This window comes from Tabrizicola aquatica (assembly GCF_002900975.1).
Classification (GTDB): Bacteria; Pseudomonadota; Alphaproteobacteria; order Rhodobacterales; family Rhodobacteraceae; genus Tabrizicola; species Tabrizicola aquatica.
Genome location: NZ_PJON01000002.1, coordinates 95,569 through 118,975 on the forward strand (window position 1 = coordinate 95,569; position 23,407 = coordinate 118,975).

Annotated in this window: 25 protein-coding genes and 1 other RNA gene; 12 read left to right on the forward strand and 14 right to left on the reverse strand. The window is 68.0% G+C overall.

What is annotated here, in order from left to right; all coding sequences use genetic code 11:
- Nucleotides 1–15: 15 nt before the first annotated feature.
- On the reverse strand, nucleotides 16–606 hold the full coding sequence (locus tag CXR42_RS08845) for a DinB family protein (RefSeq protein WP_245875397.1): 591 nt from the start codon (nucleotides 604–606) through the stop codon (nucleotides 16–18).
- Nucleotides 607–629: 23 nt separating this feature from the next.
- Nucleotides 630–726: signal recognition particle sRNA small type (ffs, locus tag CXR42_RS08850), an RNA gene on the reverse strand.
- A gap of 104 nt (nucleotides 727–830) precedes the next feature.
- On the opposite strand from ffs, the gene CXR42_RS08855 reads away from it, so the two are divergent.
- Both CXR42_RS08855 and CXR42_RS08860 read left to right on the forward strand, forming a co-directional pair.
- Nucleotides 831–1,703: a LysR family transcriptional regulator gene (locus CXR42_RS08855; RefSeq protein ID WP_180996011.1), complete on the forward strand. Its 873-nt coding sequence runs from the start codon at nucleotides 831–833 to the stop codon at nucleotides 1,701–1,703.
- A gap of 86 nt (nucleotides 1,704–1,789) precedes the next feature.
- A complete protein-coding gene (locus tag CXR42_RS08860; protein WP_103257722.1) occupies nucleotides 1,790–3,178 on the forward strand; it encodes an aspartate ammonia-lyase in 1,389 nt (462 codons plus the stop codon).
- On the opposite strand, the gene CXR42_RS08865 is transcribed toward CXR42_RS08860, so the two are convergent.
- Nucleotides 3,175–3,807, reverse strand: coding sequence for an HAD family hydrolase (locus CXR42_RS08865; protein ID WP_103257190.1), 633 nt, complete (start codon nucleotides 3,805–3,807; stop codon nucleotides 3,175–3,177). The two genes, CXR42_RS08860 and CXR42_RS08865, sit on opposite strands and share 4 nt — an antisense overlap.
- Before the next feature lie 36 nt (nucleotides 3,808–3,843).
- Nucleotides 3,844–5,736 (reverse strand): bifunctional 2',3'-cyclic-nucleotide 2'-phosphodiesterase/3'-nucleotidase, encoded by a 1,893-nt coding sequence (locus tag CXR42_RS08870; protein WP_180996012.1) that lies wholly within the window; start codon nucleotides 5,734–5,736, stop codon nucleotides 3,844–3,846.
- Between the two features lie 288 nt (nucleotides 5,737–6,024).
- Between CXR42_RS08870 and nudC the strand changes: the two genes are divergently transcribed.
- Both nudC and CXR42_RS08880 read left to right on the forward strand, forming a co-directional pair.
- Nucleotides 6,025–6,975 (forward strand): NAD(+) diphosphatase, encoded by a 951-nt coding sequence (gene nudC, locus CXR42_RS08875; protein ID WP_103257723.1) that lies wholly within the window; start codon nucleotides 6,025–6,027, stop codon nucleotides 6,973–6,975.
- Nucleotides 6,976–7,011: 36 nt separating this feature from the next.
- Nucleotides 7,012–7,488 (forward strand): SRPBCC family protein, encoded by a 477-nt coding sequence (locus CXR42_RS08880; protein ID WP_103257192.1) that lies wholly within the window; start codon nucleotides 7,012–7,014, stop codon nucleotides 7,486–7,488.
- 9 nt (nucleotides 7,489–7,497) lie between these two features.
- On the opposite strand, the gene CXR42_RS08885 is transcribed toward CXR42_RS08880, so the two are convergent.
- Entirely contained in the window at nucleotides 7,498–8,331 is an 834-nt protein-coding gene (locus CXR42_RS08885; protein ID WP_103257193.1) for a prephenate dehydratase, read from the reverse strand.
- Nucleotides 8,332–8,456: 125 nt separating this feature from the next.
- On the opposite strand from CXR42_RS08885, the gene CXR42_RS08890 reads away from it, so the two are divergent.
- Nucleotides 8,457–8,987 carry a c-type cytochrome gene (locus CXR42_RS08890; RefSeq protein ID WP_103257194.1) on the forward strand — a complete coding sequence of 177 codons (531 nt, stop codon included), beginning with the start codon at nucleotides 8,457–8,459 and terminating at the stop codon, nucleotides 8,985–8,987.
- Nucleotides 8,988–9,041: 54 nt separating this feature from the next.
- On the opposite strand, the gene CXR42_RS08895 is transcribed toward CXR42_RS08890, so the two are convergent.
- Nucleotides 9,042–9,230, reverse strand: coding sequence for a DUF1674 domain-containing protein (locus tag CXR42_RS08895; protein WP_103257195.1), 189 nt, complete (start codon nucleotides 9,228–9,230; stop codon nucleotides 9,042–9,044).
- 75 nt (nucleotides 9,231–9,305) lie between these two features.
- On the opposite strand from CXR42_RS08895, the gene CXR42_RS08900 reads away from it, so the two are divergent.
- Nucleotides 9,306–10,541 (forward strand): RsmB/NOP family class I SAM-dependent RNA methyltransferase, encoded by a 1,236-nt coding sequence (locus CXR42_RS08900; protein ID WP_103257196.1) that lies wholly within the window; start codon nucleotides 9,306–9,308, stop codon nucleotides 10,539–10,541.
- 18 nt (nucleotides 10,542–10,559) lie between these two features.
- On the opposite strand, the gene CXR42_RS08905 is transcribed toward CXR42_RS08900, so the two are convergent.
- From CXR42_RS08905 to CXR42_RS08925, 5 genes are read right to left on the reverse strand one after another with little or no spacing between them, the layout of a single operon-like run.
- Nucleotides 10,560–11,303: an SDR family NAD(P)-dependent oxidoreductase gene (locus tag CXR42_RS08905; protein ID WP_103257197.1), complete on the reverse strand. Its 744-nt coding sequence runs from the start codon at nucleotides 11,301–11,303 to the stop codon at nucleotides 10,560–10,562.
- Nucleotides 11,300–11,896, reverse strand: a complete 597-nt coding sequence (locus CXR42_RS08910; RefSeq protein WP_425444852.1) for a DUF3833 domain-containing protein — start codon at nucleotides 11,894–11,896, stop codon at nucleotides 11,300–11,302. The genes CXR42_RS08905 and CXR42_RS08910 overlap by 4 nt, the downstream gene beginning before the upstream one ends.
- A complete protein-coding gene (locus tag CXR42_RS08915; RefSeq protein WP_103257198.1) occupies nucleotides 11,893–13,146 on the reverse strand; it encodes an MFS transporter in 1,254 nt (417 codons plus the stop codon). The genes CXR42_RS08910 and CXR42_RS08915 overlap by 4 nt, the downstream gene beginning before the upstream one ends.
- The gene (locus CXR42_RS08920; protein WP_103257199.1) at nucleotides 13,143–13,892 is read right to left on the reverse strand and encodes a DUF1365 domain-containing protein; all 750 of its coding nucleotides are present in this window, start codon (nucleotides 13,890–13,892) and stop codon (nucleotides 13,143–13,145) included. The genes CXR42_RS08915 and CXR42_RS08920 overlap by 4 nt, the downstream gene beginning before the upstream one ends.
- Nucleotides 13,889–15,184: an NAD(P)/FAD-dependent oxidoreductase gene (locus tag CXR42_RS08925; RefSeq protein ID WP_103257200.1), complete on the reverse strand. Its 1,296-nt coding sequence runs from the start codon at nucleotides 15,182–15,184 to the stop codon at nucleotides 13,889–13,891. The genes CXR42_RS08920 and CXR42_RS08925 overlap by 4 nt, the downstream gene beginning before the upstream one ends.
- A 340-nt stretch (nucleotides 15,185–15,524) precedes the next feature.
- Between CXR42_RS08925 and CXR42_RS08930 the strand changes: the two genes are divergently transcribed.
- On the forward strand, nucleotides 15,525–16,070 hold the full coding sequence (locus tag CXR42_RS08930; RefSeq protein ID WP_219727942.1) for a sigma-70 family RNA polymerase sigma factor: 546 nt from the start codon (nucleotides 15,525–15,527) through the stop codon (nucleotides 16,068–16,070).
- A gap of 16 nt (nucleotides 16,071–16,086) precedes the next feature.
- Nucleotides 16,087–16,731: a ChrR family anti-sigma-E factor gene (locus tag CXR42_RS08935; protein WP_103257202.1), complete on the forward strand. Its 645-nt coding sequence runs from the start codon at nucleotides 16,087–16,089 to the stop codon at nucleotides 16,729–16,731.
- Here the strand turns inward: CXR42_RS08935 and CXR42_RS08940 are convergent.
- Genes CXR42_RS08940 through mutL form a run of 3 tightly spaced genes read right to left on the reverse strand, consistent with a single transcriptional unit; the run spans nucleotide 16,728 to nucleotide 20,223 of the window.
- Nucleotides 16,728–17,252: a HutD/Ves family protein gene (locus CXR42_RS08940; protein ID WP_103257203.1), complete on the reverse strand. Its 525-nt coding sequence runs from the start codon at nucleotides 17,250–17,252 to the stop codon at nucleotides 16,728–16,730. The two genes, CXR42_RS08935 and CXR42_RS08940, sit on opposite strands and share 4 nt — an antisense overlap.
- Nucleotides 17,249–18,403: a DNA recombination protein RmuC gene (locus CXR42_RS08945; protein WP_103257204.1), complete on the reverse strand. Its 1,155-nt coding sequence runs from the start codon at nucleotides 18,401–18,403 to the stop codon at nucleotides 17,249–17,251. Before CXR42_RS08945 ends, CXR42_RS08940 begins: the two co-directional genes overlap by 4 nt.
- Nucleotides 18,400–20,223 carry a DNA mismatch repair endonuclease MutL gene (gene mutL / locus CXR42_RS08950; protein WP_103257205.1) on the reverse strand — a complete coding sequence of 608 codons (1,824 nt, stop codon included), beginning with the start codon at nucleotides 20,221–20,223 and terminating at the stop codon, nucleotides 18,400–18,402. The genes CXR42_RS08945 and mutL overlap by 4 nt, the downstream gene beginning before the upstream one ends.
- 114 nt (nucleotides 20,224–20,337) lie before the next feature.
- Between mutL and CXR42_RS08955 the strand changes: the two genes are divergently transcribed.
- From CXR42_RS08955 to CXR42_RS08970, 4 genes are all read left to right on the forward strand, one after another.
- Nucleotides 20,338–21,315, forward strand: a complete 978-nt coding sequence (locus tag CXR42_RS08955; protein ID WP_103257206.1) for a sodium-dependent bicarbonate transport family permease — start codon at nucleotides 20,338–20,340, stop codon at nucleotides 21,313–21,315.
- 2 nt (nucleotides 21,316–21,317) lie between these two features.
- Complete coding sequence (locus CXR42_RS08960) at nucleotides 21,318–21,626, forward strand: P-II family nitrogen regulator (protein WP_103257207.1); 309 nt, start codon at nucleotides 21,318–21,320, stop codon at nucleotides 21,624–21,626.
- A gap of 51 nt (nucleotides 21,627–21,677) precedes the next feature.
- Entirely contained in the window at nucleotides 21,678–22,277 is a 600-nt protein-coding gene (locus CXR42_RS08965; RefSeq protein WP_146038032.1) for a hypothetical protein, read from the forward strand.
- 68 nt (nucleotides 22,278–22,345) lie between these two features.
- Nucleotides 22,346–23,305 carry an NAD(P)H-binding protein gene (locus CXR42_RS08970; RefSeq protein ID WP_103257209.1) on the forward strand — a complete coding sequence of 320 codons (960 nt, stop codon included), beginning with the start codon at nucleotides 22,346–22,348 and terminating at the stop codon, nucleotides 23,303–23,305.
- Nucleotides 23,306–23,407: the final 102 nt, after the last annotated feature.

A 23,407-nucleotide genomic window follows, 5' to 3' on the forward strand; every position in this document is an offset into this window, starting at 1 on the left:
GCTTGGCCCGCAGTTTCAGCCAGCTCCGGTCGGCGGCAATGACCCACGCATCAACTGCGCCTCGTCCCAGCCAAGGGCCGCCAAATCTGCGGTCCGGGACGGGGCATCGTCCCCGACGATGAACTCGTCCAGTTGCGGTGGCTGCACGGTGGTGGCGGAAAGCATCCCATGCACCTGCCCCCGGTGATGGGTCTGGTGCTGGAAAAGATGCGACAGCAGATCGTCGCGTCGGTCGTGCTGCACACGCTCGCCCCGGTCGACGGCAACCACCTCGTCCAGCGCGGCCGGGGCAAGACCCTGCACATGGGCGATCAGCCGGTCATCCTGCGCGGCCTGCAGTGCCTTCAGGCGGGGCAAGTCCGGGCAAGCCCGCGCCTCGTCCAGCGCCGGCCGGTCTAGTCCTCCCCCTTCAAGCGCGTTCAGGTAGAACCGGTCGACCAGCAGGATATGGTTCAGCGTTGCCTGGATCGTGCCGAAGAAGGCAGCGCGCGGCGCGTCCAGTTCGGACTGGGGAAGCTTGCCACAGGCAAGGTGCAACCGGGCGTTCGCCAGCCGGTTGGCCATCGCCAGTTTGACAAAGACGCGGACGGGATCGACCTGGGTCACGGCGGACCTTGAGCGGGGAAAAGGGTGAGAGGCTGGACAACGACCCAAGCGGGGCTCGTTACGGCTGCTTCCTTCCGGACCTGACCGGGTTGGCGAGGCGCCTGCCCGCGCCAACCTCTCGCCGGTGGATATAGGCCAAGGTCGCGCCCGGCGCAAGGCCAACAGGCTTTGCGCTGAACGCCCGGCAGGCTATGCACGCGCAGGGCAAGGGACGGGGGACCGCGATGGACGTGCGCTGGCTGCAGGATTTCCTGGCCCTGGGCGATCTGCGCAACTTTACCCGCGCGGCCGAGTTTCGCGCCCTGTCGCAAGCCGCCTTCTCGCGCCGGATTCAGGCGCTGGAGCATTGGGTGGGCACGCCGCTGGTCGTCAAGGGCTCACAGCCCGTCCGGCTGACCGAGGCGGGCGAGCAATTCCGCGACAGCGCCCGCGTCTCGGTCGAACGCCTGCTGGAGGCGCGGGCCGAGATCCGGGGCAGCCAGTTCGACGTGATGAGCCAGCTGCGCCTGGCCATGCCGACGGTACTGGCGCGCAGTGACCTGAAGCGGGTGCTTTCGGCTATCGGCCCCAAGGCGCGGGCGTCGTTCTCGGTCCTGACCGGCACGACGTCGGACGTGACGGGGCGCTATCTGGCGGGGGATGCCGATATCCTTCTGGTCCACGACTGCCCCACCGTCCCGGTGCATGAGGCATTGGCTGGCCATGACCGGCTGGTGCTGCGGACCGACCGCTTCCTGCCCTTCGCCGCCCGGGCGCGGCAGTTCGACCTGCCGGGCAGCCCCAAGGCGCCGTTTCCGCTGGTCGCCTATGCCCAGCGCGCCTATTTCGCGCGGCTGTTCGAACATGTCGCCGAACGGAACCCGGCGCCTTTGGCGTACCGCGTGGTCGTGCAATGCGACATGTCCGACGTGCTGAAGGACGTGATCGCCGCCGGTCATGGCGTCGGCTGGTTGCCGGCCAGCGCCGTGGATGACGCCTCGGGGATCGAACCGCTTGGCGGCGACGACTGGGCCCTGCCGGTGGAAATCCGCGCCTATCGCCCCCGCCGCGCCTCGGGCCCGGTGGTCGAGGCGCTGTGGCAGGCGCTGGCCGGCTGAACGCGCCCCGCATGGGCCATGCAGGATCTGCATTGGACCCCGGCCCGCAAAAGGCGCACCCCTGCCGCATCAGCATGGAGCGCCCGATGATCCAGGATTTCCGCCGCGAGGAAGACAGCCTCGGCACCCTTACCCTGCCCCGCACTTGCCTGTGGGGCGTCCATACCCAGCGCGCGATGGACAACTTCCCGATCTCGGGCATCCCCCTGCATCATTTCCCGGAATTCATCCGCTCGCTGGCCTGGGTGAAGAAGGCCGCCGCCCGCGCCAATCGCGAGCTGGACGTGCTGTCGCCGGAAATGGCCCGCGTCATTGAAGAAGTCTGCGACGAGATCATCGCAGGGCGCTGGCACGATGCCTTCCGGGTGGACATGATCCAGGGCGGGGCCGGAACCTCGACCAACATGAACGCGAACGAGGTGATCGCGAATCTGGGCCTGCTGAAAATGGGCTACAACCCGGGCGACTATGCCCATCTGCACCCGAACGACCACGTCAACCGCTCGCAATCCACCAACGACGTCTACCCCACCGCCATGCGGCTGGCGATGGTGGCGCAATGCGACGGGCTGGCCGAGGCGCAGACCCGGCTGATCGCCACGCTGCAGGACCGCGCCGCCGCCTTTGCCCGCGTCCAGAAGATCGGTCGCACCCAGTTGCAGGACGCCCTGCCGATGACGCTGGGCCAGGAATTCGCCAGCTTCGCCACCACCATTGCCGAGGATGTGCAGATCATCGGCCGGCTAAAGGCCCTCTTGCTGGAGGTGAACCTGGGCGGCACCGCCATCGGCACGCGGGTCAACACCCCCGACGGCTATGCCGAGGCGGCGGTGGCCGAACTTGCCCGCGTTTCGGGCCTGCCGGTCAAGCTGGCGGGGGACCTGATCGAGGCCAGCAGCGATTGCGGGGCCTATGTCACCTTCTCAAGCGTGCTGAAGCGCATCGCGGTCAAGCTGTCCAAGATCTGCAACGACCTGCGGCTGCTGTCCTCGGGTCCCCGGTCGGGGTTCAACGAGATTCGCCTGCCTCCGGTTCAGGCCGGGTCCTCGATCATGCCGGGCAAGGTCAACCCGGTGATCCCCGAGATGGTGAACCAGGTCGCCTTCCAGGTCATCGGCAACGACCTGACCGTGACCATGGCGGCCGAGGCGGGGCAGCTTCAGCTGAACGCGTTCGAGCCGATCATCGTGCTGAACGTCCTGCAATCCATGCGCATCCTGCGCCAGGCGATGGAGGTGCTGGCCGACCGCTGCATCGCGGGCATCGAGGCGAACGTGGCCCAATGCGAGGGTGCCCTGGAAAACAGCCTGGTCCTGGCCACGATGCTGGTGCCGCACATCGGCTATGCCAAGGCGGCGACCGTGGCCAAGACCGCGCTTGCCGATGGGGCGGGGGTGGCCGATACCGCCGTGAAGCTGGGCTTTGCGACGGCCGAGGAGGTGCAGCTTTATCTGCACGGTCCCGCAGCCGGCTAGGCCCGCAGCAGCCCTGCCATCCGCGCGCCGGTCAATAGGTCGGGTGCCAGGTGATGCGCCCAGCGCCCCTCGCTTGGCACCACGTCCGGCACCTGCACCACCACGCAACCCGCGCGGTGGGCGGCTTCGGCCCCCGTTTCGCTGTCCTCGAACACCAGGCAGCGGGCGGGGTCAAAGCCGAACAACTCGGCCGCCAGCAGGTAAGGGTCGGGCGCGGGCTTCGGGGCGCGCACGTCATCCAGGGTGACGACATGGCTGAAGGCTTCGGCGATCCCGGCAATCGCCAGCTTGCGATGCGCCCCGACCCGCCCGGTCGAGGTGACCAGCGCCAGAGGCCGCCCTGCCTGTGCCAACAACTCCTCGGCCCCCGGCTTCAGCGCCAGGCCCGCGTCCACCCCGGCGGCAAATCCGGCGCGCCAGTGGCGGTTCACCGCTTCAAGGTCCGCATGGGGCAGCGCCGCGCGGATCAGCCGGGCCGAGGTCGGCTCATCCTTGCCAACCAAGGCGTGCATGAAAGCGTCGTCGACTGCATGGCCATGCGCCGCAAAAGCCGCCTTGCCGGTGAGCATGGCGATGCTTTCGGTGTCGATCAGCGTGCCGTCCAGATCGAAGAATACGGCGTCGTACATCCCGGCCCCCTGTCGCGATGGCCGGCCTATAGCCGATCAGAGGTGCAGCCGGTAGTGGGTGAAGCCCTGCCCGTCCTGGCCCAATGACACCGGGCGATAGCTGGCCAGATCGCCCATGTGACGCTCTGATCCCACTCCGGCCGCAATGACGACCGAGGTGCCAGGCATCGGCAGGAAGCGCCAGCTTCGCGTCGGGGCCGCACCGACCGTGCCCAGACTGCGGACGTGGTCCGCCAGCACCGCCTGCACACGCTGTCCGGTGGCGATGACCACCCGGCGTTGCCCCGTTTCGACCCGCGCGCTGTTGGCGCGGTGGCTGTTGGTCACCAGAACCAGGCGCTCGGCCGGGTCCAGCGACCGGCCGTCACGGCTTAGCCCGACGATGCGCCGGGCCTCGGGGCGCACGACGCGTCCCTGCGGATCGCAGCGCGCAGGCTGGCTTAGGTCGATCGCATAGGACAAGCCCGGGATCGCTTCGAAGCTGAACGTCGGTCGGTCAGGGTCATGCAAGGGGGCATCCACAGACCCGGGCAGCACATGCCGGAAGATCGAGACCGACTGTTCCAGCCAGTCCGCCACCTCGGCCCCGGTCAGGACCAGCGCCGTCAGGGAATTGGGGTAAAGATACAGCTCAGACACATTGCGCATGCGGAATGGCCCGGCCGGAATCTCGGTAAAATTGTCAGCGCCGCCACGCCCACCCGACCGATAGGGCGAGACCGCAGCCACCACCGGCAGCCCTTCAAAGGCAGATCCGGCAAGGACCGCGCGGACATGCGCCACCTTCGCCTCGGCCACCAGGTCCAGCGCGGCGCTGGGGGCGACGGTGGCGAAATGGGTGTGCAGCGGCACGCGGGTCTGACCCAGAAGCTGCCGCGACCAGGCCAGCGCGGCGCGATGGTCCGGCCCAATGGCCTGGCGCAGAGGGGCAGGCGCGCTGCCCGTGCCGGCGCCGACAGGTGTCAGCCGGGCGCGCCCGTCCTGCACCGCCCAGCGCCGCGGCCCCGCGGATTGCCGCGTCAGGACAAGGTCGATCACCCCAAGATGGCTGCCGGAATGTCCCGGCATCACCGCCGGCTTGCCCATCAGCAGACCGCGTTCGGGGTCCACTCCTGGCCGGGCGGGGACGGCCGTGCCCGGAAAGGCCAGATGGCAATGCCCGGCGATCACCGCGTCGACCTCGGGCAGGGCAGCGAGGGCGGTCGCAGCGTTCTCCATCCCGTCCTCGGGCTCGACCGGGCCAATGCCGGTATGGGCCAAAGCCACGATCACATCGGCCCCCCGCGCCCGCAGCCGGGGCAGCCAGGCCCGGGCCGAGTCCAGGATGTCCCGCATGCGGATCCGGCCTGCAAGCTGGTCACTGTCCCAGACCTCGATCTGCGGAGGCGCAAAGCCGATCACCCCGATCCGCAGCTTGTGCGGCCGGCCCTCGCGGTCCACGACCGTCCGTTTCAGGATGGCGAAGGGCGGCACGAAGGTCCGGTCGCGCAGCGGGCTGCGACCCAGGCTGGTTGCGATATTGGCCGAAACAACCGGAAACCGCGCTTGCGCCAGTGCCGCCGACAGGAACGGCAGGCCGTAGTTGAATTCGTGGTTCCCCAGGGTCACCGCATCATAGCCAAGCGTATTGAACGCCGTGATCACGGGATGCGCGCGGCGACGGCGCTGCGCGCTTGCAACGTAATCGGCCAGTGAATTGCCTTGCAGGAAATCGCCATTGTCGAACAGCAGCGTATTGGGAACCTGCGCGCGCTCGACGGCGATCTGTCGGGCTATCTCGCTCAGGCCCCGGCCGGGCACGGCGCGATTGGCGCAATAGTCATAGGGCAGAAGAGTGGCGTGGAGATCGCTGGTGGCGATCAGGCGCAGGTCAAGTTGGACGGCAGGATTTCGGTCAGTGCAGGCGCTGGCTTCCAGATCATGGCACACGCCCTGGCGGCGTAGCAGATCATCTGAGAGGACTGACGCGTTCGGCACTTGTTACGGGCCTTCCGGGGACAAACTGCGACAAACGGCAGCACACGGTGACGAAAAGGAAACTCGTTCTACTGCAATCTTTACGCGATCAAGGTTATCCACAAGTTGTGTCAAGGTTAAGCCGAATTGAAGGAATTCAGGCCATGGTTGCTTTCTGGCCGCACATTCCGCAACTAGGACCGGGAATTGGCCAAGGGCCAACTACACATCCTGCACAATGGCGACCAGGGGGCCGGGAATATGCGAATTGCCGAAACGGTGACCTTCGGCGGGTCGGGGCTGGACCGCGCGGCGGTGCTGCGCCGGGACCCCGACCTGCTGTCCCGCGCCCTGGAAAGCGGCACGGTGTTGCCGGTCTGGCGTGGCAAACCGCTGATGCGGGGCGATGCGCCCGGCTGGCTTGCCGCCGATCACCCGGTGCTGGCGCGGGCCGAGCCGCCGCTGTTCCTTGGCCTTGACGATGGCACGCCGCGCTTTGCTGCCGACCTGTCCGACTGGTCGCCCGAGGCCGGGGCCGAGGCGGTAACGGCCGGGTTCTTCGATCCCTCGGTCCAGCATCATCCCGCGCTTGGCCCGGATTGGGGCTTTGTCGAACTGCGCGGCGTGATGACCACGCTGACCCCGCGCGCGGCCGAACTGGTCGCCACCGCCAAGGCGCTGTTGCACTGGCACCGCAGCCACCGCTTCTGCGCCACCTGCGGCGCGGCCTCGCTTCCCGCCATGGCCGGCTGGCAACGCACCTGCCCGGCTTGCGGCGCGCATCACTTCCCCCGCACCGATCCCGTGGTCATCATGCTGGTCACGCGCGGCAACTCGGTCCTGCTTGGCCGCAACGCCACCTGGCCCGAGGGGATGTTCTCGCTTCTGGCCGGTTTCGTCGAACCCGGCGAGACGCTGGAGGCCGCCGTCCGCCGCGAGGTGCAGGAGGAAACCGGCATCCTGTGCGGTCCGGTCAGCTATCTGGCCAGCCAGCCCTGGCCCTTTCCCGCCTCGCTGATGATCGGCGCCCGGACCGAGGCGCTTTCGGATGCCATCACTATCGATCCCGAGGAACTGGAACAGGCCCGCTGGGTCACCCGGGAAGAGCTGGTCCGCGCCTTCGCCGGCCTTCATCCGCAGATCAAGGCCGCGCGAAACGGTGCAATTGCGCATTTTATCTTGCGGAACTGGCTTGCCGACCGGCTGGATTGACCTGATCCTGCTGCCGCTCCGAACGAAGGATTCGACATGAAGCTGACCTCGAAGACCGACCTCGAAGTCCCGGTCTCCTTCGTCTATGCCACCCTCGCCGACCACCCCGCGTGGGAGCGTGAGGCCGTCCGCCGCGGCGCGCAGGTCGAACGCCCAGCCGGCTCGCCTGGCAGCGGTGTCGGCGCGTCCTGGCGGGTGCGCGGCCGCTTTCGCGGCAAGGAACGCAAGGTTCTGCTGCGCCTGACCCAGGTCGCGATCAACGAGATGATGGCCTACAGCCTGGACAGCCCCTCGGTCGAAGGCAACGCCCAGTTCGAAGTGCTGGCCCTGTCGCCCCGCCGCACGCGGCTGCGCGTGATGCTGGACGTGCGCCCCAAGACGCTGGCCGCACGGCTGTTCCTGAACACCCTGCGCCTGACCCGCCGCCGGGTCGAGGCGCGGTTCGACAAACGCACCGCGCAACTGGCGCAACGCATCGCCGAAGCCTACCAGCGCAGCCTGGCCAAGGCGTAGGGCCCCGGCTCAGCCGCGTTCGCGGTCGGCCGGATAGACGCCCAGAATACGCATTTCCGTGGTGAAATAGCCCAACTCCTCCAACGCCAGGGCGACGTTGGGGTCGTCGGGGTGACCTTCGATGTCGGCATAGAATTCGGTCGCGGTGAAGGTGCCGCCGACCATGTAGCTTTCCAGCTTGGTCATGTTCACCCCGTTGGTCGCGAACCCGCCCAGCGCCTTGTACAGCGCCGCCGGGATGTTGCGGACCCGAAAGGTGAAGGTCGTGATCATCTTTCCCGCCCCGCGCCGGGTCAGGTCCGGCGCGCGCGACATGACCAGAAACCGCGTGGTGTTGTTGGCCTGATCCTCGATATGACGGGCCAGCACGTCCAGCCCGTAGATCTCGGCCGCAAGTTCGCTGGCCAGCGCGGCGCGGGACTTGTCCCCGGCCTCGGCCACCTCGCGCGCAGCGCGGGCATTGTCGCTGCTGACGCGGCCCTTGATGCCATGTGCTTTCAGAAAGCCGGCACATTGCGGCAGGATCACCACATGGCCATGCGCCTCGCGCACATCCTCGACCCTGGCACCCGGCACGCCCAGAAGGTTGACGTGGACCCGGACGAATGCCTCGTCCACGATATGCAGGCCCGACTTCGGCAGCAGCGAATGGACGTCCGCCACCCGGCCGTAGGTCGAGTTTTCGACCGCCAGCATACCCAGATCGACCTCGCCCCGGGCGACCTTGTCCACCACTTCCTCGAAGGTCGTGCTGGGCACAGCCTCCATCTGGGGACGCGATTGCTGGCAGGCCTGGTGCGAGTAGGCGCCAAGTTCGCCTTGGAATGCGATGCGTCCGGCCATCCTTTGCCGTCCTCCTTGCGCAAGAAAACCGCCCGGCGGGGCGTTTCGTCGCGCGTCTACACCTTGAATTCGACAGGTGGAAGCGGATACATACCGCGCAAACCAAGACCCCGGATAGGTGAACCATGTTCGACACGATGACGATGACCAAGGCTGTGGGCGCAGTTTGCGGCTCGCTCCTTGTCTTCATGCTGGCGGGCTGGGCCGCCGACGGGCTGTACACCGTGGGCGGCGGCGGCCACGGCGAAGGGGCCGAGGGTGAGATCACCCAGGCCTATTCGATCGACACCGGCGCCGAAGAGGCCCCGGCCGAGGAAGCGGCGCCCGTCGATGTGGCGGCGCTGATGGCTTCGGCCGACGTGGCTGCCGGTGAAAACGTGTTCAAGAAGTGCCAGTCCTGCCACAAGATGGACGGCTCGGATGGCGTCGGCCCGCACCTGAACGGTGTCGTCGGCCGCAACCACGCAGCCGTCTCGGGCTTTGCGTATTCCGAAGCGATGGCTGCCCTGTCCGCTGAACCCTGGACGCCCGAGGCACTGTTCGCTTTCCTGGAAAACCCGAAGAAGGCGATGCCCGGCACCAAGATGGCCTTTGCCGGCCTGCCCAAGCCGGAAGAGCGGGCGAACGTCATCGCCTATCTGGCCGCCAACCCCTGACCGGCTGGTTCAGGACGGATCTGACGGGGGCCCGCTGCGGCCCCCGTTTTCATTTCAGAAATCGACCGCCAGGCCCTTCTTCTCCCAGTCGCCATAGCGCACGGGTTCCGGGCCGTCCCGACCGCCAAGCTCGGTCGGCATCGGGGCTTTGGCCTCGGCGGCCTTGCGACGCGCTTCGGCTTCAGCCAGCGCGCGCTGCGCGGCGGGGGGCAAATCGGTTGCGGGCTTGTCTTGGGATGTCATCGCGGGTCTCCGCTTCCTTGTGCGCCGGTTTCGGCTGATATACGCCCGATGCAAGCGACAACAAGGGGTAGGCCGATGGCCGAAGGCGTCACGGCGCGCGCCGTAGCAGCGATGATCCTGGACGGCGTGCTGGGCCAAGGCCGCATGCTGGACGAAGTGTCGGGTGGCGACCTCTCGCCCGCCGACCGCGCCCGCGCCATGCGCCTGGCCGCGACGGTGCTGCGGCATCTGGAGCAGGCCGACCGCGTGCTGGACCGCCACCTGCGCAAGGCGCCGCCCCTGTCGGTGCGCAACGTGCTGCGGCTGGCGGTCGTCGAACTGGCCGAAGGCGCGCCCGCGCATGGCGTCGTCAACGCCGCGGTCGAGATCATGCGCCAAGGCAAGCGCACCGCTCATTTCGCCGGCTTGGTGAACGCGGTCCTGCGCGCCCTGCCGGCCGAGGGGCTTTTCGTCGGCCTGCCCCCCCAGCGCCTGCCACGCTGGCTGCGCCAGCCCCTTGTTCACATCTACGGCCGCGACGCCGTGACCGCGATCGAGACCGTCCAGACGCGTGAGCCGCCGCTGGACCTGACCCTGCGCCCCGGCCTGCCCGCGCCCGAGGGCGAGGCGCTGCCCACCGGCAGCCTGCGCCTGCACGGACCGTCACAGGTTTCGACCCTGCCGGGCTATGACCAGGGCGCCTGGTGGGTGCAGGATGCCGCCGCCGCGCTGCCCGCACGCCTGCTGGACCCCCAGCCCGGCGAACGGGTGCTGGACCTTTGCGCCGCGCCGGGGGGCAAGACGCTGCAACTGGCGGCCGCCGGGGCCGAGGTGACCGCGCTGGATATCTCTGGCCCCCGCATGGCGCGGGTCGAGGCCAACCTGCGGCGCACGGGCCTGACCGCCCGGACCGTCGTCGCCGACGCGCTGCACTGGCAACCCGAAGCCCCGTTCGATGCGATCCTGCTGGACGCGCCCTGTTCTGCCACCGGCACGATCCGCCGCCACCCCGACCTGCCCTTCGTCAAGGATGGCAGCGATCTGCCCGCCCTGGTCGCGCTGCAGGCCCAGCTTCTGGACCGGGCGCTTGGTTGGCTGAAACCCGACGGGCGACTGGTCTTTGCCACCTGCTCACTGCTGCCCGAGGAGGGTGAGACCCAACTTGCCGCTGCGCTGGAGCGCCACCCGACCCTGACGGTGGAGCGGACCGAGCTTCCCGGTATCCAACCCGACTGGTGGACCCCCGCCGGCGGCCTGCGCCTGCGCCCGGACTACTGGGCCGAGAGGGGCGGGATGGACGGCTTCTTCCTTGCCCGTTTGCGCCAAGGTTAGGTGGGCGAATCGCCCACCCTACGCCCCGCGTGGCGGGAACATCCGGTAATACAGCCAGTCCGGCAGCACCTGGCTGCCCCGGAACAGCCAGGAAAACGCCGTCGGGAAGCTGACCTTGAACCGGCCCGACTGCATGTGGCGGAACATGATCCGCGCGGCCGCTTCGGGCTCCATGATGAACGGCATGGAAAAATCGTTCTTCGCCGTCAGCCTTGTGCGGATGAACCCCGGGTTTGCCAGTTGCACCGCAATCCCGGATTGCCGCAAGTCGGCATAAAGCGACTCGGCCAGCACCATGGTCCCCGCCTTGGACGCGGCATAGCCGATCGCCCCCGGCAGGCCCCGGAACCCCGAAAGCGAGCCGGTGACCACCACATGCCCCCGCCCGCGCGCCACCATGCCGGGCAGCACCGCCCCCACGGCGCGGATACAGCCGGTGAAATTGACATTGGCCATCGCCTCGGCGGCTTGGGCGTCCCAGTCCTGCGCCCGCATCGGCCAGTAGACACCGGCCAGGAACACGATCCCGTCCACCTCGCCCAAGGTCGCGGCCGCCTGCGCCACGCTGTCGCTTGACCCCACATCCACCGGCAGGGCCGTGGCCTTGCCGGGCAGGCTGGCCACCGCCGCCTCCAACGCATCGGCGCTGCGGGCCGACAGGATCAGTTCGGCCCCGGCTTCGGACATCAGGCGCGCCAGGGCCAGGCCCAACCCCTCGGAGGCGCCGACCAGCCAGTAGCGTTTGCCTGCAAAGCTTCTCATTCCGCGGCCATGTCGACAGGGCGTTCCAGCGCCTGCGCCCCGGCCGGGCGCATCGTTGCCACCAGCTCGGCCACCTTGATCCCGAACTTGCGGAACTGGCTGCGGTTGATGATCGTGCCGTTCTCCATCAGGTACATCCAGTCCACCACGTCCAGCACGTGGCCCCCGGCCTCGGGCGTCAGGCGGATGCGATAGCGCAGCATCACCCCCGGCCCGGCCACCTCGCCCCGGCCCTCGCCAACCACATCCGGCGCTGTCGCCACGATCGCGCCGCCCTGGCCCAGCGCCAGCGTCCAGGCGCGGTGCTGCACCGTGCCGCTGTCATAGCGGAACACCTCCGCCAGGGTGCCGGTATCGCCGTCCCAGCGCCCCTCCATCTGAGCGACAAAGCGCGAGCTGACGCGGCCGGTCGGGCCAAAGATCACACCCTCGCACTGGATCGGCCCCGAGAGGTGCCGGCGCAGGTCGAAGGCGGGGCCCTTGCCCTGGTATTCGGCCGGGGCCTGGGACTGGAAAGACAACAGCCGGCTGCGCAGCGCCATCAACATGATGACGATCAGCGCGCCGAACAGGGCCGAGAGGATCGAGGTCACGGTGTGGCTCCATTGGGGTCAGGCAGTCGCGTGACGGCCAGCATCGCGATGGCTGTCAGTTTCAATACGCAAGGCAGGCCCGCATAGATCAAAGTCAGTGTGGAAAGGGCGTTTTCCGTGTTTTCCAGGCCCGGACGAAAACCCACCGACTGCAACGCCGGCAGGATCGTCAGCGCGGCCAGCGCCAGCGACAGCTTCGAGACGAAGGACCACAGCCCGAAGGCCGCCGCCTCGGGCGTGCCCTGCTGCGCCAACCGTTGCGCAAAGATCGCCGGAAGCAGCGTCAGGTCCGCCCCCAGCGCCGCGCCCGAGGCCGCGCAGATCACCGCAAAGGCCAGCCCGTCCCCCGACCCCAGCGCCAGTGTCCAAAGGAAGGCCGCAATGGCCAGAACCATCGCCGCCAGCAAGACCGGGCGCGGGCCGTGGCGACGGGCCAGATGGCTCCAGACCGGGGTGGAGAGCGCCGCCGCCAGGAAGAACAGCAGCAGAAGCGGCCCCTCCCAACCCGGCAGGGCCAGCCGGCTTTCGACAAAGAACAGGAACAGGGTCGAGGTTACGGCCACCGGCGCGGCATTCAGAAGCGCGATCAGCAGCAGGCGCCGGGCCAGCGGATCGGCCAGGGCGGGGCGGAACAACTCCCACGGATGGGCGACGGGTTCGATCACGCCGCCCCGCCACTCACGCCGCATGGCAAGGACCGCAAGCACCGCCACCAGCGCGAAAAGGCCGGCGAAGGCGGTGAAAGGCCGGTCGGTCGCCGCCGCCAGCGCCACCGGGGCCACGGCCGCCAGGCAGACGCCCAGCAGTGACCCGCCCTCGCGCCAGCCGGCCAGGCGCAGGTGCCCTTGCGGGCCAAGCGTTCCGGCCTTGGTCACACCCTCGGCATAAAAGCAGATCGTCAGGAAGGAAAACGCGCTGAACAGCCCGGTCAGGCACAAGGCGAACCAGCCCAGCGCCGGGATTGGCGGCGCCACCGCGAAAAGCCCGCCCAGCGAGACGACCATCACGGCGACCGCCAGCGCCACGCCCAGCCTGCGGCGGGGCCGCGTCGCCTCGGCCAGCCAGCCCAGCAACGGGTCCTGCACCACGTCGATCAACCGCAACCCGGCCAGCACGAACCCCAGCGCCGCCAGCGACACGCCATATTCATCGACGAAGAACTTTGGCGCGTGGATATAGATCGGCAGCCCGGCCATGGCGATCAGGGCCGCGAACAGCGACCAGGCCGGCAACCGGGTGGTCGGCGTCACTGCGACACGTCCTCGGCCGGCGGGGTCGGGCGGTGATGGAACCTGACCCGTTTCCACCACAGCTTCAGCGCCTGCCAGTGGATCAGCGCCAACACCCGGCGCGAGCCGAAGGGCCGCCGCAGGGCCGAGGCGAGTATGCCCGCATTGGTCAGCGGCAGGCGCGGGCCGATCAGGTTGGTGAACAACCCCCCGCCCGGCGTGGTGTAGTCGATCCAGATCCCGATCCGGTCCGGCCGGATGTCAAAGCGGAAGTCATAGCGCCCCTCGACCGGCTGGAACGGCGAGACGTGGAAGATCTTGGTCGCGGTCAGCGTATCCTCGCGCGTGATGGGCGCGCGGTCGGGGCGGTGGCACAGATAGGAGTGGCGGTCGCCATAGGTGTTCGTCACCTCGCTGATCACCGCGCGCAGATGGCCCAGATGGTCATAGGCCAGCCAGAAGCTGACCGGGTTGAACACATGCCCCAGCAGACGGGGCTGCGCCAGCAGCAGCACCCGGTCCGCCGCCAGCCCATGCGCCGCCAGCACCTCGCGGGCCCAAGGCAGGCCCCGTCCCTGGCCCGGCGCGCCGCCATGGTCCAGGTCGTGCAGCGACATCAGGTTGCCCCGGTTGCGCCCGAACAGGCGAGGACCCTGCGACCGCTCGGGGTCCAGCAGCACATAATCCACCGAATAGCGGAAGGCATTCTTCACCGGGCCCTTGCGGCCGTGGAACGTCTCTGCCCGGACCCGCTGGACGCCTGTCATGCCACCAACCGGAAGCGTTGCCGCTCCTCCATCGCTTCGACCACATCGACGGCCGAGGCAAAGCCGTCCTCGTGAAAGCCGTTGCGCATCCAGGCGCCACAGAACCAGGTGTTTTGGCCACCGTTCATCGCGCGGATCCGGTCCTGCGCAGCAAGGGCCGCCACATCGAACACCGGATGATGGAAGGTGTTCACGTCATGGATCAGCTCGTCCCGGATCGGCCGGGTGGTGTTCAGCGTGACGAACAGCGGATCGTCCTGCGGGATCGGTTGCAGGCTGTTCATCCAGTAGGTCAGGTCGATCCGCTCTCCCGGCCCCGACTTCGGTTCGACATAGGACCAGGACGACCAGACCTTGCGCGACTTCGGCATCAGGCTGGCGTCGGAATGCAGCACGGCCTCGTTCGGCTGATAGCGGATATCGGCCAGCGCCCCCGCCTCGGCCGGGGTCGGATCGGCCAGCATCTTCAGCGTGATGTCCGAATGGGTGGCAAAGACCACATCGTCGAACAACTCCCACTCGCCACCCTCGGCCCGCACCAGGACCGAGCCCGCCTCGCGTCGCACGCCCGCAACCGGGGTGGCGGTGCGGATATGCACGCCCTGCGCGACCATCGCCGCCTCCAGCCGCCGGACATATTCGACCGAGCCACCCTTGACGGTGTACCACTGGTGCTGCCCCTCGTAGTCCATCAGCGCATGGTTGCGGAAGAACCGAACCAGCGCCTGCGCCGGGAAGTCCAGGATGCCTTTCGTCGGCGTGGACCAGATCGCGCCCGAGAACGGCGTGATGTAATGATCGCGGAACCAAGGGCCGGTGCCCAACTTCTCCAGCAACGCGCGGATCGTCATGGCGGGATCATTCGCCACCGCTTCAGCGTTGCGGTTGAAATGCATGATGTCGGTCAGCATCCGCAGGAAGCGCGGGTCGAACGCGTTCTTCCGCTGCGCAAAGACCGTGTCCATCGAGGCCAGGCCGTATTCCAGCGCCCCGCCCCGGATCGACGCGCCAAAGGACATGCTGCTTTCCACCACCGGCACGGCCAGCTTTTCAAAGAGCCGCACCAGATGCGGATAGTTTACCCGGTTGAACACGATAAACCCGGTGTCCACCGGCTGGTCCTTGCGCTTGCCAGCGATCACCGTGCGGGCGTGGCCACCCAGCCGCGGCTCGGCTTCGAACAGGACGACTGAAGCACGGTCTGCCAGCAAATGCGCCGCGGCCATTCCGGAAATCCCCCCCCCGATGACTGCAACGCGGCGGAGAGGCTGGCCCAGATGTTCAAACGGCATTTACGGCAGGTTCCTTTGAAGATTTGCAATGGTTACGCAGGACGCACCCAGTCGGATCACCCATCCGCATCCTTGCATGGCGCTCGGCGCACCGCGACTGCAAAGCCCGCCACTGTCCAAGATTCCGCGGATGTGTTGTAAGGAAAAACTGACAGCCCGCCCTTGACCGCCCGATAAGCCACTCCAGATCGCCATCCAGGTGATCCGACGCGATCCTGCCTGCGTATCAAATGTCATGATGCTTGATGCCAGCAGAGCCGCTATGACGGGGCAAGCCGGTCAACCGCACCTTCGGGATGCGGTCGTAAGGAATGGTTTGCACCGGAAGAAGGACGGACTGGTGGCGAAGGAGACGGAAGAGACGGACTGGGCGGGCCTTCTGCTGAAGGTGCGCGACCATCAGGACAGGGCGGCCTTTGCGGCGCTGTTCCGGCACTTTGCCCCAAGGGTAAAGGCCTTTCTGATGAAGTCGGGCGCCGGCGCTGCCCTGGCCGAGGAATGTGCGCAGGACGTGATGGCGACGCTTTGGCAAAAGGCGCACCTGTTCGATCCTGCCCGGGCCAGCGTGTCGACCTGGGTCTACACGATCGCCCGCAACCGGCGAATCGACGCCCTGCGCAAGGCGCGCCGGGCCGAGCCGGAGGAATTGGATTGGGGCCCCGAGCCAGAGCCTGATCAGGCCGAGGTGCTGGAAGCCCAGCAAGAGACGGAACGGTTGGGACGCGCGCTTGCCGCGCTGCCTGGGCCACAAAGGACACTGATCGAACGCGCCTTCTACGGCGACCTCTCGCACAGCGAGATCGCAGCCGAAACCGGGCTTCCCCTGGGGACGATCAAATCGCGGATTCGGCTGGCGCTGGACAAGCTGCGCCACCAGATGGGTTGAAGGACGAAGTAGGGACATGACGATACGCCACCATCTCTCGGACCAGCTCTTGATGGGCTACGCAGCCGGCCAGCTGCCCGAGGCGTTCAACCTGGTCGTCGCAACCCATGTCTCGCTCTGCGACGAATGTCGGGCCCGACTTGCCGCGTTCGACGCGGTCGGCGGCACGCTGCTGGAGCAGGCGGACGAAATCGCGATGGGCGAGGATGCGCTGGCCCGGACGCTGGCCCGGATCGAGGGGCTGCCCCAAGCCACCCGGTCGGAACCGCTGAAGCCTGCCGGGATCTTCCCGGCCCCGCTGGCCGACTATATCGGCGGCGACCTTTCGGCGGTGCGCTGGCGCAAGGTCGGCGGCGGTGTGCGTCAGGCGATCCTGCCCACCGGCCGCGATGCCTCGGCCCGCCTCCTCTACATCCCCGCCGGCACGGCCGTCCCCGACCACGGCCACCGCGGGATGGAGTTGACGCTGGTCCTGCAAGGCGCCTTTGCCGACGAGAACGACCGCTTCAACCGCGGCGACATCGAAATCGCCGACGAAGAGATGGAGCATACCCCGGTCGCCCTGGCTGGCCAGGATTGCATCTGCCTTGCCGCCACCGATGCGCCCCTGCGGTTCCGGGGCCTGCTGCCGCGCCTGGCGCAGCCGCTGCTGCGGATCTAAAGACCGAACAGGCGCACCGCGATCACCGACCCCTCGCCCCGCACCCGTGCGGGGCCTTCGGTCAGGATCAGATCGTCGCGGTTCACGGCCTCGCCGTTCACCAGACACGGGCCCAGCGTGTAAAGCGCCAAGGCTCCGCCGGCTGGCAGGTCCGTGTGCTGCACTACCGCGACCTCGGGTTGCGGCAGGCCCCGGGCGGTCATTACGTTGAAATCCTCGGACGGTTCGCCATTGGTTTCGGTTGCCGTCACCGGAATGTCGCCGGGGAAGGTCACGGGTTGCAGAGGCGCGCAGTGCAGGTCGATCCCCGGCCCCGTCAGCCGGAAGCCCGGCCCCGACAGCACCGTAAGGTTCCGCTCGATCCCCGGAAACAGCGAGAATGGTCCATCCTCGACCACCGAAGCCCGCGACAGGCGCACCAGAAGCTGATCGTCCTGATCGAACCGCCACAGCTCGGTCGTCGTGCCGCGCCCGTTCTTCCAAAGCTGGCGGTTATAGTTGGCGGGCGTCAGAAGGATCATTCTGCCGCCCCGATCACCTTTGCGGGGGTGTCCGGTGCCAACTCCTCGAAGTCGAAATTGTCCAGCCTGCGGGCGCGTTTGGTGGCCTTGTCCGACGATATCTTGATCTCTTCGATATCCTTCGCCGCCTGGCCGAAATGGCGGTCCAGATTCTCCACCCGCGTTCCCAGCCGTTCCACATCCGCGAAAAGCAGCGACAATTCCTTGCGGATCGCCCCGGCCTGTTCCCGCATCCGCGCGTCCTTCAGCACCGCCCGCATCGTGTTCAGCGTGGCCATGCAGGTGGTGGGCGAGACGATCCAGACCTTGACCGCGAACCCCTCGCGCACCAGGTCGGGGAAATTGGCGTGCAGTTCCGCGTAGACCGCCTCCGAGGGCAGGAACATCAGCGCGCCATCCGCCGTCTCGCCCTCCAGGATATACTTCTCGCTGATCGCCCGGATATGCGCCCGCACCGCCGTCCGCATCATCTGCGCCGCCTCTTGCAGCAGACGCGGAGAATCCGCCCGCCGCAGCGCCTCATAGGCCTCCAGCGGGAACTTGGCGTCGATGACGATGGGGCCGGGCGGGTTCGGCAAGTGGATCAGGCAGTCCGCGCGCTTGCCGTTACTAAGCGTCGCCTGCATCGTGTAGGCGTCCTTGGGCAATGCCTTCTGCACGATGTCATGCAGCTGGATTTCCCCGAACGCGCCGCGGGTCTGCTTGTTCGACAGGATGTCCTGCAAGGACAACACATTCCCCGACAGCTTCTCGATATTCGCCTGCGCCTTGTCGATCGTCTCCAGCCTTTGCTGCAGGTCCCCCAACGACCGCGCGGTGCGGGTGGAGGTGCCGTGCAACGCCTCGGTCATCTGGCGCTGCACCTCGGCAAGGCGCTGTTCCATCACCTGCAGCATCGCCGTCTGACTGACCGCCTGCGCCTCGGAAACGTGGTGCAGGCCCCCCGCCAACCGCTCTTGCCCGTCGCCCAACTGCTGCAAGCGGCTGGACAGCCAGCCGATTTCCCGCAGCAAGGGCTCCGCCGCCGTGGCCGACCGACTGACGCTGCGCAGGATCAGAAGGAGAAGCGCCAGCAGCACCAGCGCCACCGCCCCCAGAAGCAGCACCTCGGGGTCGTTCCACTGATAGGTCTGACCAAACAGCGTGATCATCGGCGACCGAACAGGCGTTCAATGTCGTGGAGGCTGAGTTCCACATAGGTCGGCCGCCCGTGGTTGCACTGGCCGGACAGGGGCGTCGCCTCCATCTCGCGCAGAAGGGCGTTCATCTCCTCGGGGCGCATCTGGCGGCCAGAGCGGACCGAGCCGTGGCAGGCCATGCGCGACAGGATCGCGTCGATCTTGGCGCGGACCAACTGGCTATCGCCAGAGTCGGCCAGTTCGTCCAGGATGTCGCGGATCAACGCCGCGCCGTTGACCGGGCCAAGGATGGCGGGCGTCTCACGAATGGCCACGGCGCTGCCGCCGAAGGGTTCGACCCCCAACCCGACCTCGGCCAGCGCGGGGGCGGCGTCCAGCAGGCGGGCGGCGTCGGTCGGCGACAGTTCCACGATCTCCGGGATCAGCAGGGCCTGGGCGCGGATGCCGGTCTCGGCCATCTGGCGTTTCAGACGTTCATAGACCAGGCGTTCATGCGCGGCGTGCTGGTCCACGATCACGATGCCCGCGGCGGTCTGGGCGACGATATAGTTTTCGTGCAACTGCGCGCGGGCGGCTCCCAAGGGATGCTCCTCGTTCGGCTTCGCCTCCTCCTCGCGGGGGGGGGCGAAGGCGGCGGCCTGGGGGGCCTCGGCAAAGCCGGGGGCCTGGAAAGCGAAGGCACGGGCGAAACTGGCGGGACTTGGACGGTCCATCTGATAAACTCGCGCGGGCTCCGGGCGGAAGGCGTCCAGCGTCGCCGCGCCCACGGTGGATGAGGCGCGGTGCCCCGCCCCGGTCAGCGCCGATTTCAGCGCCGTGATGATCAGCGACCGTGCGGCGTCAGGTTCGCGGAAGCGGACCTCGGCCTTGGCCGGATGCACGTTCACGTCAACACGCTGCGGGTCGGCGATCAGGTTCAGCACCGCTGCCGGGTGGCGGTCGCGGGACAGGACGTCGAAATAGGCCGCCCGCAGCGCCCCATACAGCATCCGGTCCAGCACCGGGCGACCGTTGACGAACAAGTACTGCTGCGCCGACGATCCCCGCGAATAGGTCGGCAGCGCGGCATAGCCCTGCAGGCGCAGCCCCTCACGCTCGGCATCGATCCGCAGCGCGTTGTCGGTAAAGTCGCGGCCGATCACGCCGGCCAGGCGGGATTGCAGGGCATCGAACAGATCGCCACTGGCCGGATCAGCGCGGAACAGGGTCCGCGCCTCGCCCCCGGTCACGTCGCGCAGGGTAAAGCCGACCAGCGGTTCCGCCATCGCCAGACGGCGGATCACCTCGGTCACCGCCTGCATCTCGGCCCGGTCCGAGCGCAGGAACTTCAGCCGCGCGGGCGTGGCAAAGAACAGATCGCGCAGTTCGACAACCGTGCCCCGCGTCAGCGCCGCCGGGCGCACGGGGGACAGCCGACTGCCCTCACAGGAAATCTGCGCCGCCTCGCCCTCGGCCCGGCTGGTGATCGTCAGCCGCCCCACCGCGCCCAGCGAGGGCAGCGCCTCGCCGCGAAAGCCGAAGCTGCGGATATCCAGCAGGTCCGACCCGTCGATCTTGGACGTTGCATGGCGTGACAGGGCCAGCGGCAAGTCATCCGCCGTCATCCCGCAGCCGTCATCCGTGACCCGGATCAGCGTCTTGCCACCATCGGCGATATCGACCTGGATACGCCCCGCCCCGGCATCCAGCGCGTTCTCGACCAACTCCTTCACCGCCGAGGCGGGACGCTCCACAACCTCGCCCGCCGCGATGCGGTTGATCGCGGCCTCGTCCAGTTGGCGGATCACCGGACGGCCCTGGGCGCCCGTTATCTTGGGGGTGTGAAGCGTCATGCCCCCATCTGTAGCAGGCAGCCCCGAGTCGGGGAAGAACGAAACCGGATTTGTCCTGCCGGGACTTGCGCTTTCGCGGCCCGGTGTCATATCGACGAAAAAACGGGGGACAGAATGCAGGACATGCTGGCGCTGGCGGGTGCCAATCTTCTGACGCCGATGATCCTGTGCTTTGCCCTGGGCCTTTTTGCCGCCCTGGCGCGCAGCGAATTGACCATCCCCGAGGCGGTGGCCAAGGGCATGTCGATCTACCTTCTGTTCTCCATCGGGTTCAAAGGTGGCGTCTCGGTCGCCGACCACGGGCTGGACGCCCGGCTGATCGCGGCGCTGGTGGCCGGGGTCGTGCTGTCCTTCATCCTGCCCTTCGCGGCCTTCGCGCTGCTGAAGGGGATGACGCGTCTCTCGCCCACCGACGCCGCCGCCGTCGCCGCGCATTACGGCTCGATCTCGATCGTGACCTTCGTCACCGGCTCCTCCGTTCTGCAAGCCGCCGGCATCGCGGCCGAGGGCTATATGGTCGCCGTCGCCGCCGCGATGGAAGCGCCCGCCATCATCTCGGCCCTTTACCTTGCCACCCGGGCCGGTGGCCGGGCCGAGAAGATGGACGCCGACCTCTGGCGCGAGATCCTGCTGAACGGCTCCATCGTCCTCTTGGTCGGGTCCTTCCTGATCGGCCTGATCACCGGCCAGCCCGGCATGGCCCGGATCGAGGCGTTCATCGTCGCGCCCTTCCAGGGGGTGCTGTGCCTGTTCCTTCTCGACATGGGGCTGGTCGCGGGCCGGGGGATGCGGAACGCCAAGGGGGTGCTGACTGCCGGGGTGCTGGCCTTTGGCCTGGTCATGCCGGTGGTCGGCGCGGGCTTCGGGCTGGCGGCGGGGCTTCTGCTGGGCCTGTCGACCGGAGGCGTCGCGCTGATAATGGTTCTGGCGGGCTCGGCCAGCTATATCGCCGTGCCCGCCGCGATGCGGGTGGCGCTGCCGGATGCGAACCCGTCGATCTACCTCACGCTTTCCCTTGGCGTGACGTTTCCGTTCAATCTGGTCATCGGTATCCCGGCCTGGGTGGCCGTGGCGCAGGCGGTAGGGGGCTGACAATGCAGACTCACAAGGCGAAGCGGGTGGAGATCATCATCGAGGCCCCGATGGAGGGCCGGCTGACGACCGCGCTGGAGAAGGCGGGGGTAACCGGCTTTACCGTGCTGCCGGTGCTGGGCGGGTCGGGCCGGTCGGGCCGCTGGACGCGTGAGGGGCAGGTCGGCCGCAGCGGCATGGTCTCGGTCGTCTGTCTGGTCCGGCCCGAGAAGCTGGACACGCTGCTGGAAGCGGCCTTCGCGGTGGTGGACCGGCATATCGGCGTGATCGGCGTCACGGATGCAGAGGTTCTGCGGGCCGAACGGTTCTGACCTGTCCACGCTGGTCAGAAAAGCGGCCCTTTCATAATCAATAGGTTGCCCATGGCCGTTTACCAGGCATTCACCAGATCTTGCGCTCTGGCCGGGATGCTGCTTGCCGCACTGGCCCCCGCACCGCTGCGGGCCGATGGCTTCGACCGTCTGGGCTGGTTCCTGGCTGGCGCGATCAACCGGCTGGACGCGGGCGGAGCGTTGGATGTCACGGACTACACCTGTGAAACCCAGATGCCGGGCCTACAGCTTTGCACTGATCCTGCGACTGGCCTTTCCTTCCTGCACCTGCCGTCGCCGGGCGGGGCGAATGTCAGCTTGACGGTGGTCAAGGGCACCGCCCAGGACGGCCCGGACCCGGCTCTGCCCGACCAAGCCAGCGCCGATCGCCTGCTGGCTGCCGTCAAGGCGCTGCCCGAGACTGATTTGGCCGGGCTGGACCGCTGCGCCCTTCTGGAAAAGGCCGAAGATACGGACGGCCTGGTCCTTGGCATCAAACCTCCAAAGGGCGGGTATCCGGTCTATCTGGTCTACGGCGGACTGGACGATCAGGCGCGGGCCACGCTGGCCCAGCCGGGCGGCGAGGGCGAGACTCTGTCGGGGCTACTGCTGGTCACCCTCACGGACGCAACCTGCACCCCGCCCCCGTGACGCCTGACACGGGCTGGCGCGGTGGTCCTGTCCTGCTAGACTGAAAGCGATCTGTCGGGAGAGGCGATATGCAGGGGACGGGGCGTCGGGTGCTGCTTCTGGGCGGAACCGGGACCATCGGCCGCGCCACGGCGCAGGCGCTGCGCGAGGCAGGGCAAAGCGTCACCGCACTGGTCCGGCCGGGGTCCGATGCGACACTCCTGCCCGGTTGCGACCGGATCGAGGGGCAGGCCACCGACCCGGCCGACCTTGCCCGCGCCATGACCGAGGCGCAGCCGCAGGCGGTCGTCTCGACCCTTGCCAGCCGCACGGGTGCCCCGGCGGAGGCCTGGGCCGTCGACCACGCCGCCCATTCCGCCGCCCTGCGCGCCGCCGTGGCCGGGGGCGTCCAGCACTTTGTCCTGCTTTCGGCAATCTGCGTGCAAAAGCCGGCGCTGGAGTTCCAGCGGGCGAAACTGGCCTTCGAGGCCGAGTTGCGGACCGCACCGCTGGACTGGTCCATCGTGCGGCCCACGGCCTATTTCAAATCGCTGTCCGGCCAGGTGGCGCGGGTGCAGGCGGGGCGGCCCTATCTGGTGTTCGGCGATGGCCGGATCACCGCCTGCAAGCCGATCTCGGACCGCGACCTGGGGCGCTATCTTGCCCTGTGCCTGACCGATCCGCAGAAACGGAACCGCGTCCTGCCCATTGGCGGGCCGGGGCCGGCGCTGACCAACCTGGATCAGGCCCGGATGCTGGAGCGTCTGTTGGCCCGCCCCATCCGTGTCCGGCATGTGCCGGTGGGCGTGATCGATGCGATCATCGGCGGGTTAAGCGTCGCGGGCCGGCTGGTCCCGAAGCTGGCCGCCAAGGCGCAACTGGCGCGGATCGGGCGCTATTACGCGACCGAATCGATGCTGGTCTGGGACGGCAGCCGCTATGATGCCGAGGCCACGCCCGAATTCGGCACCGACCGGCTGGAGGACCATTACGCCGCCATGCTGCGCGGCGAGGCGGGCGACGACCGCGGCGCGCACGCGGTGTTCTGACGGAAGCGACGGCCTTGTCCCGGACTGCTCGTCGAGCACGTCGTGCACTCCTCGCGACGCGACATCCGACGAGTGCACGAAGTGCTCGAGGAGGAACGCCGA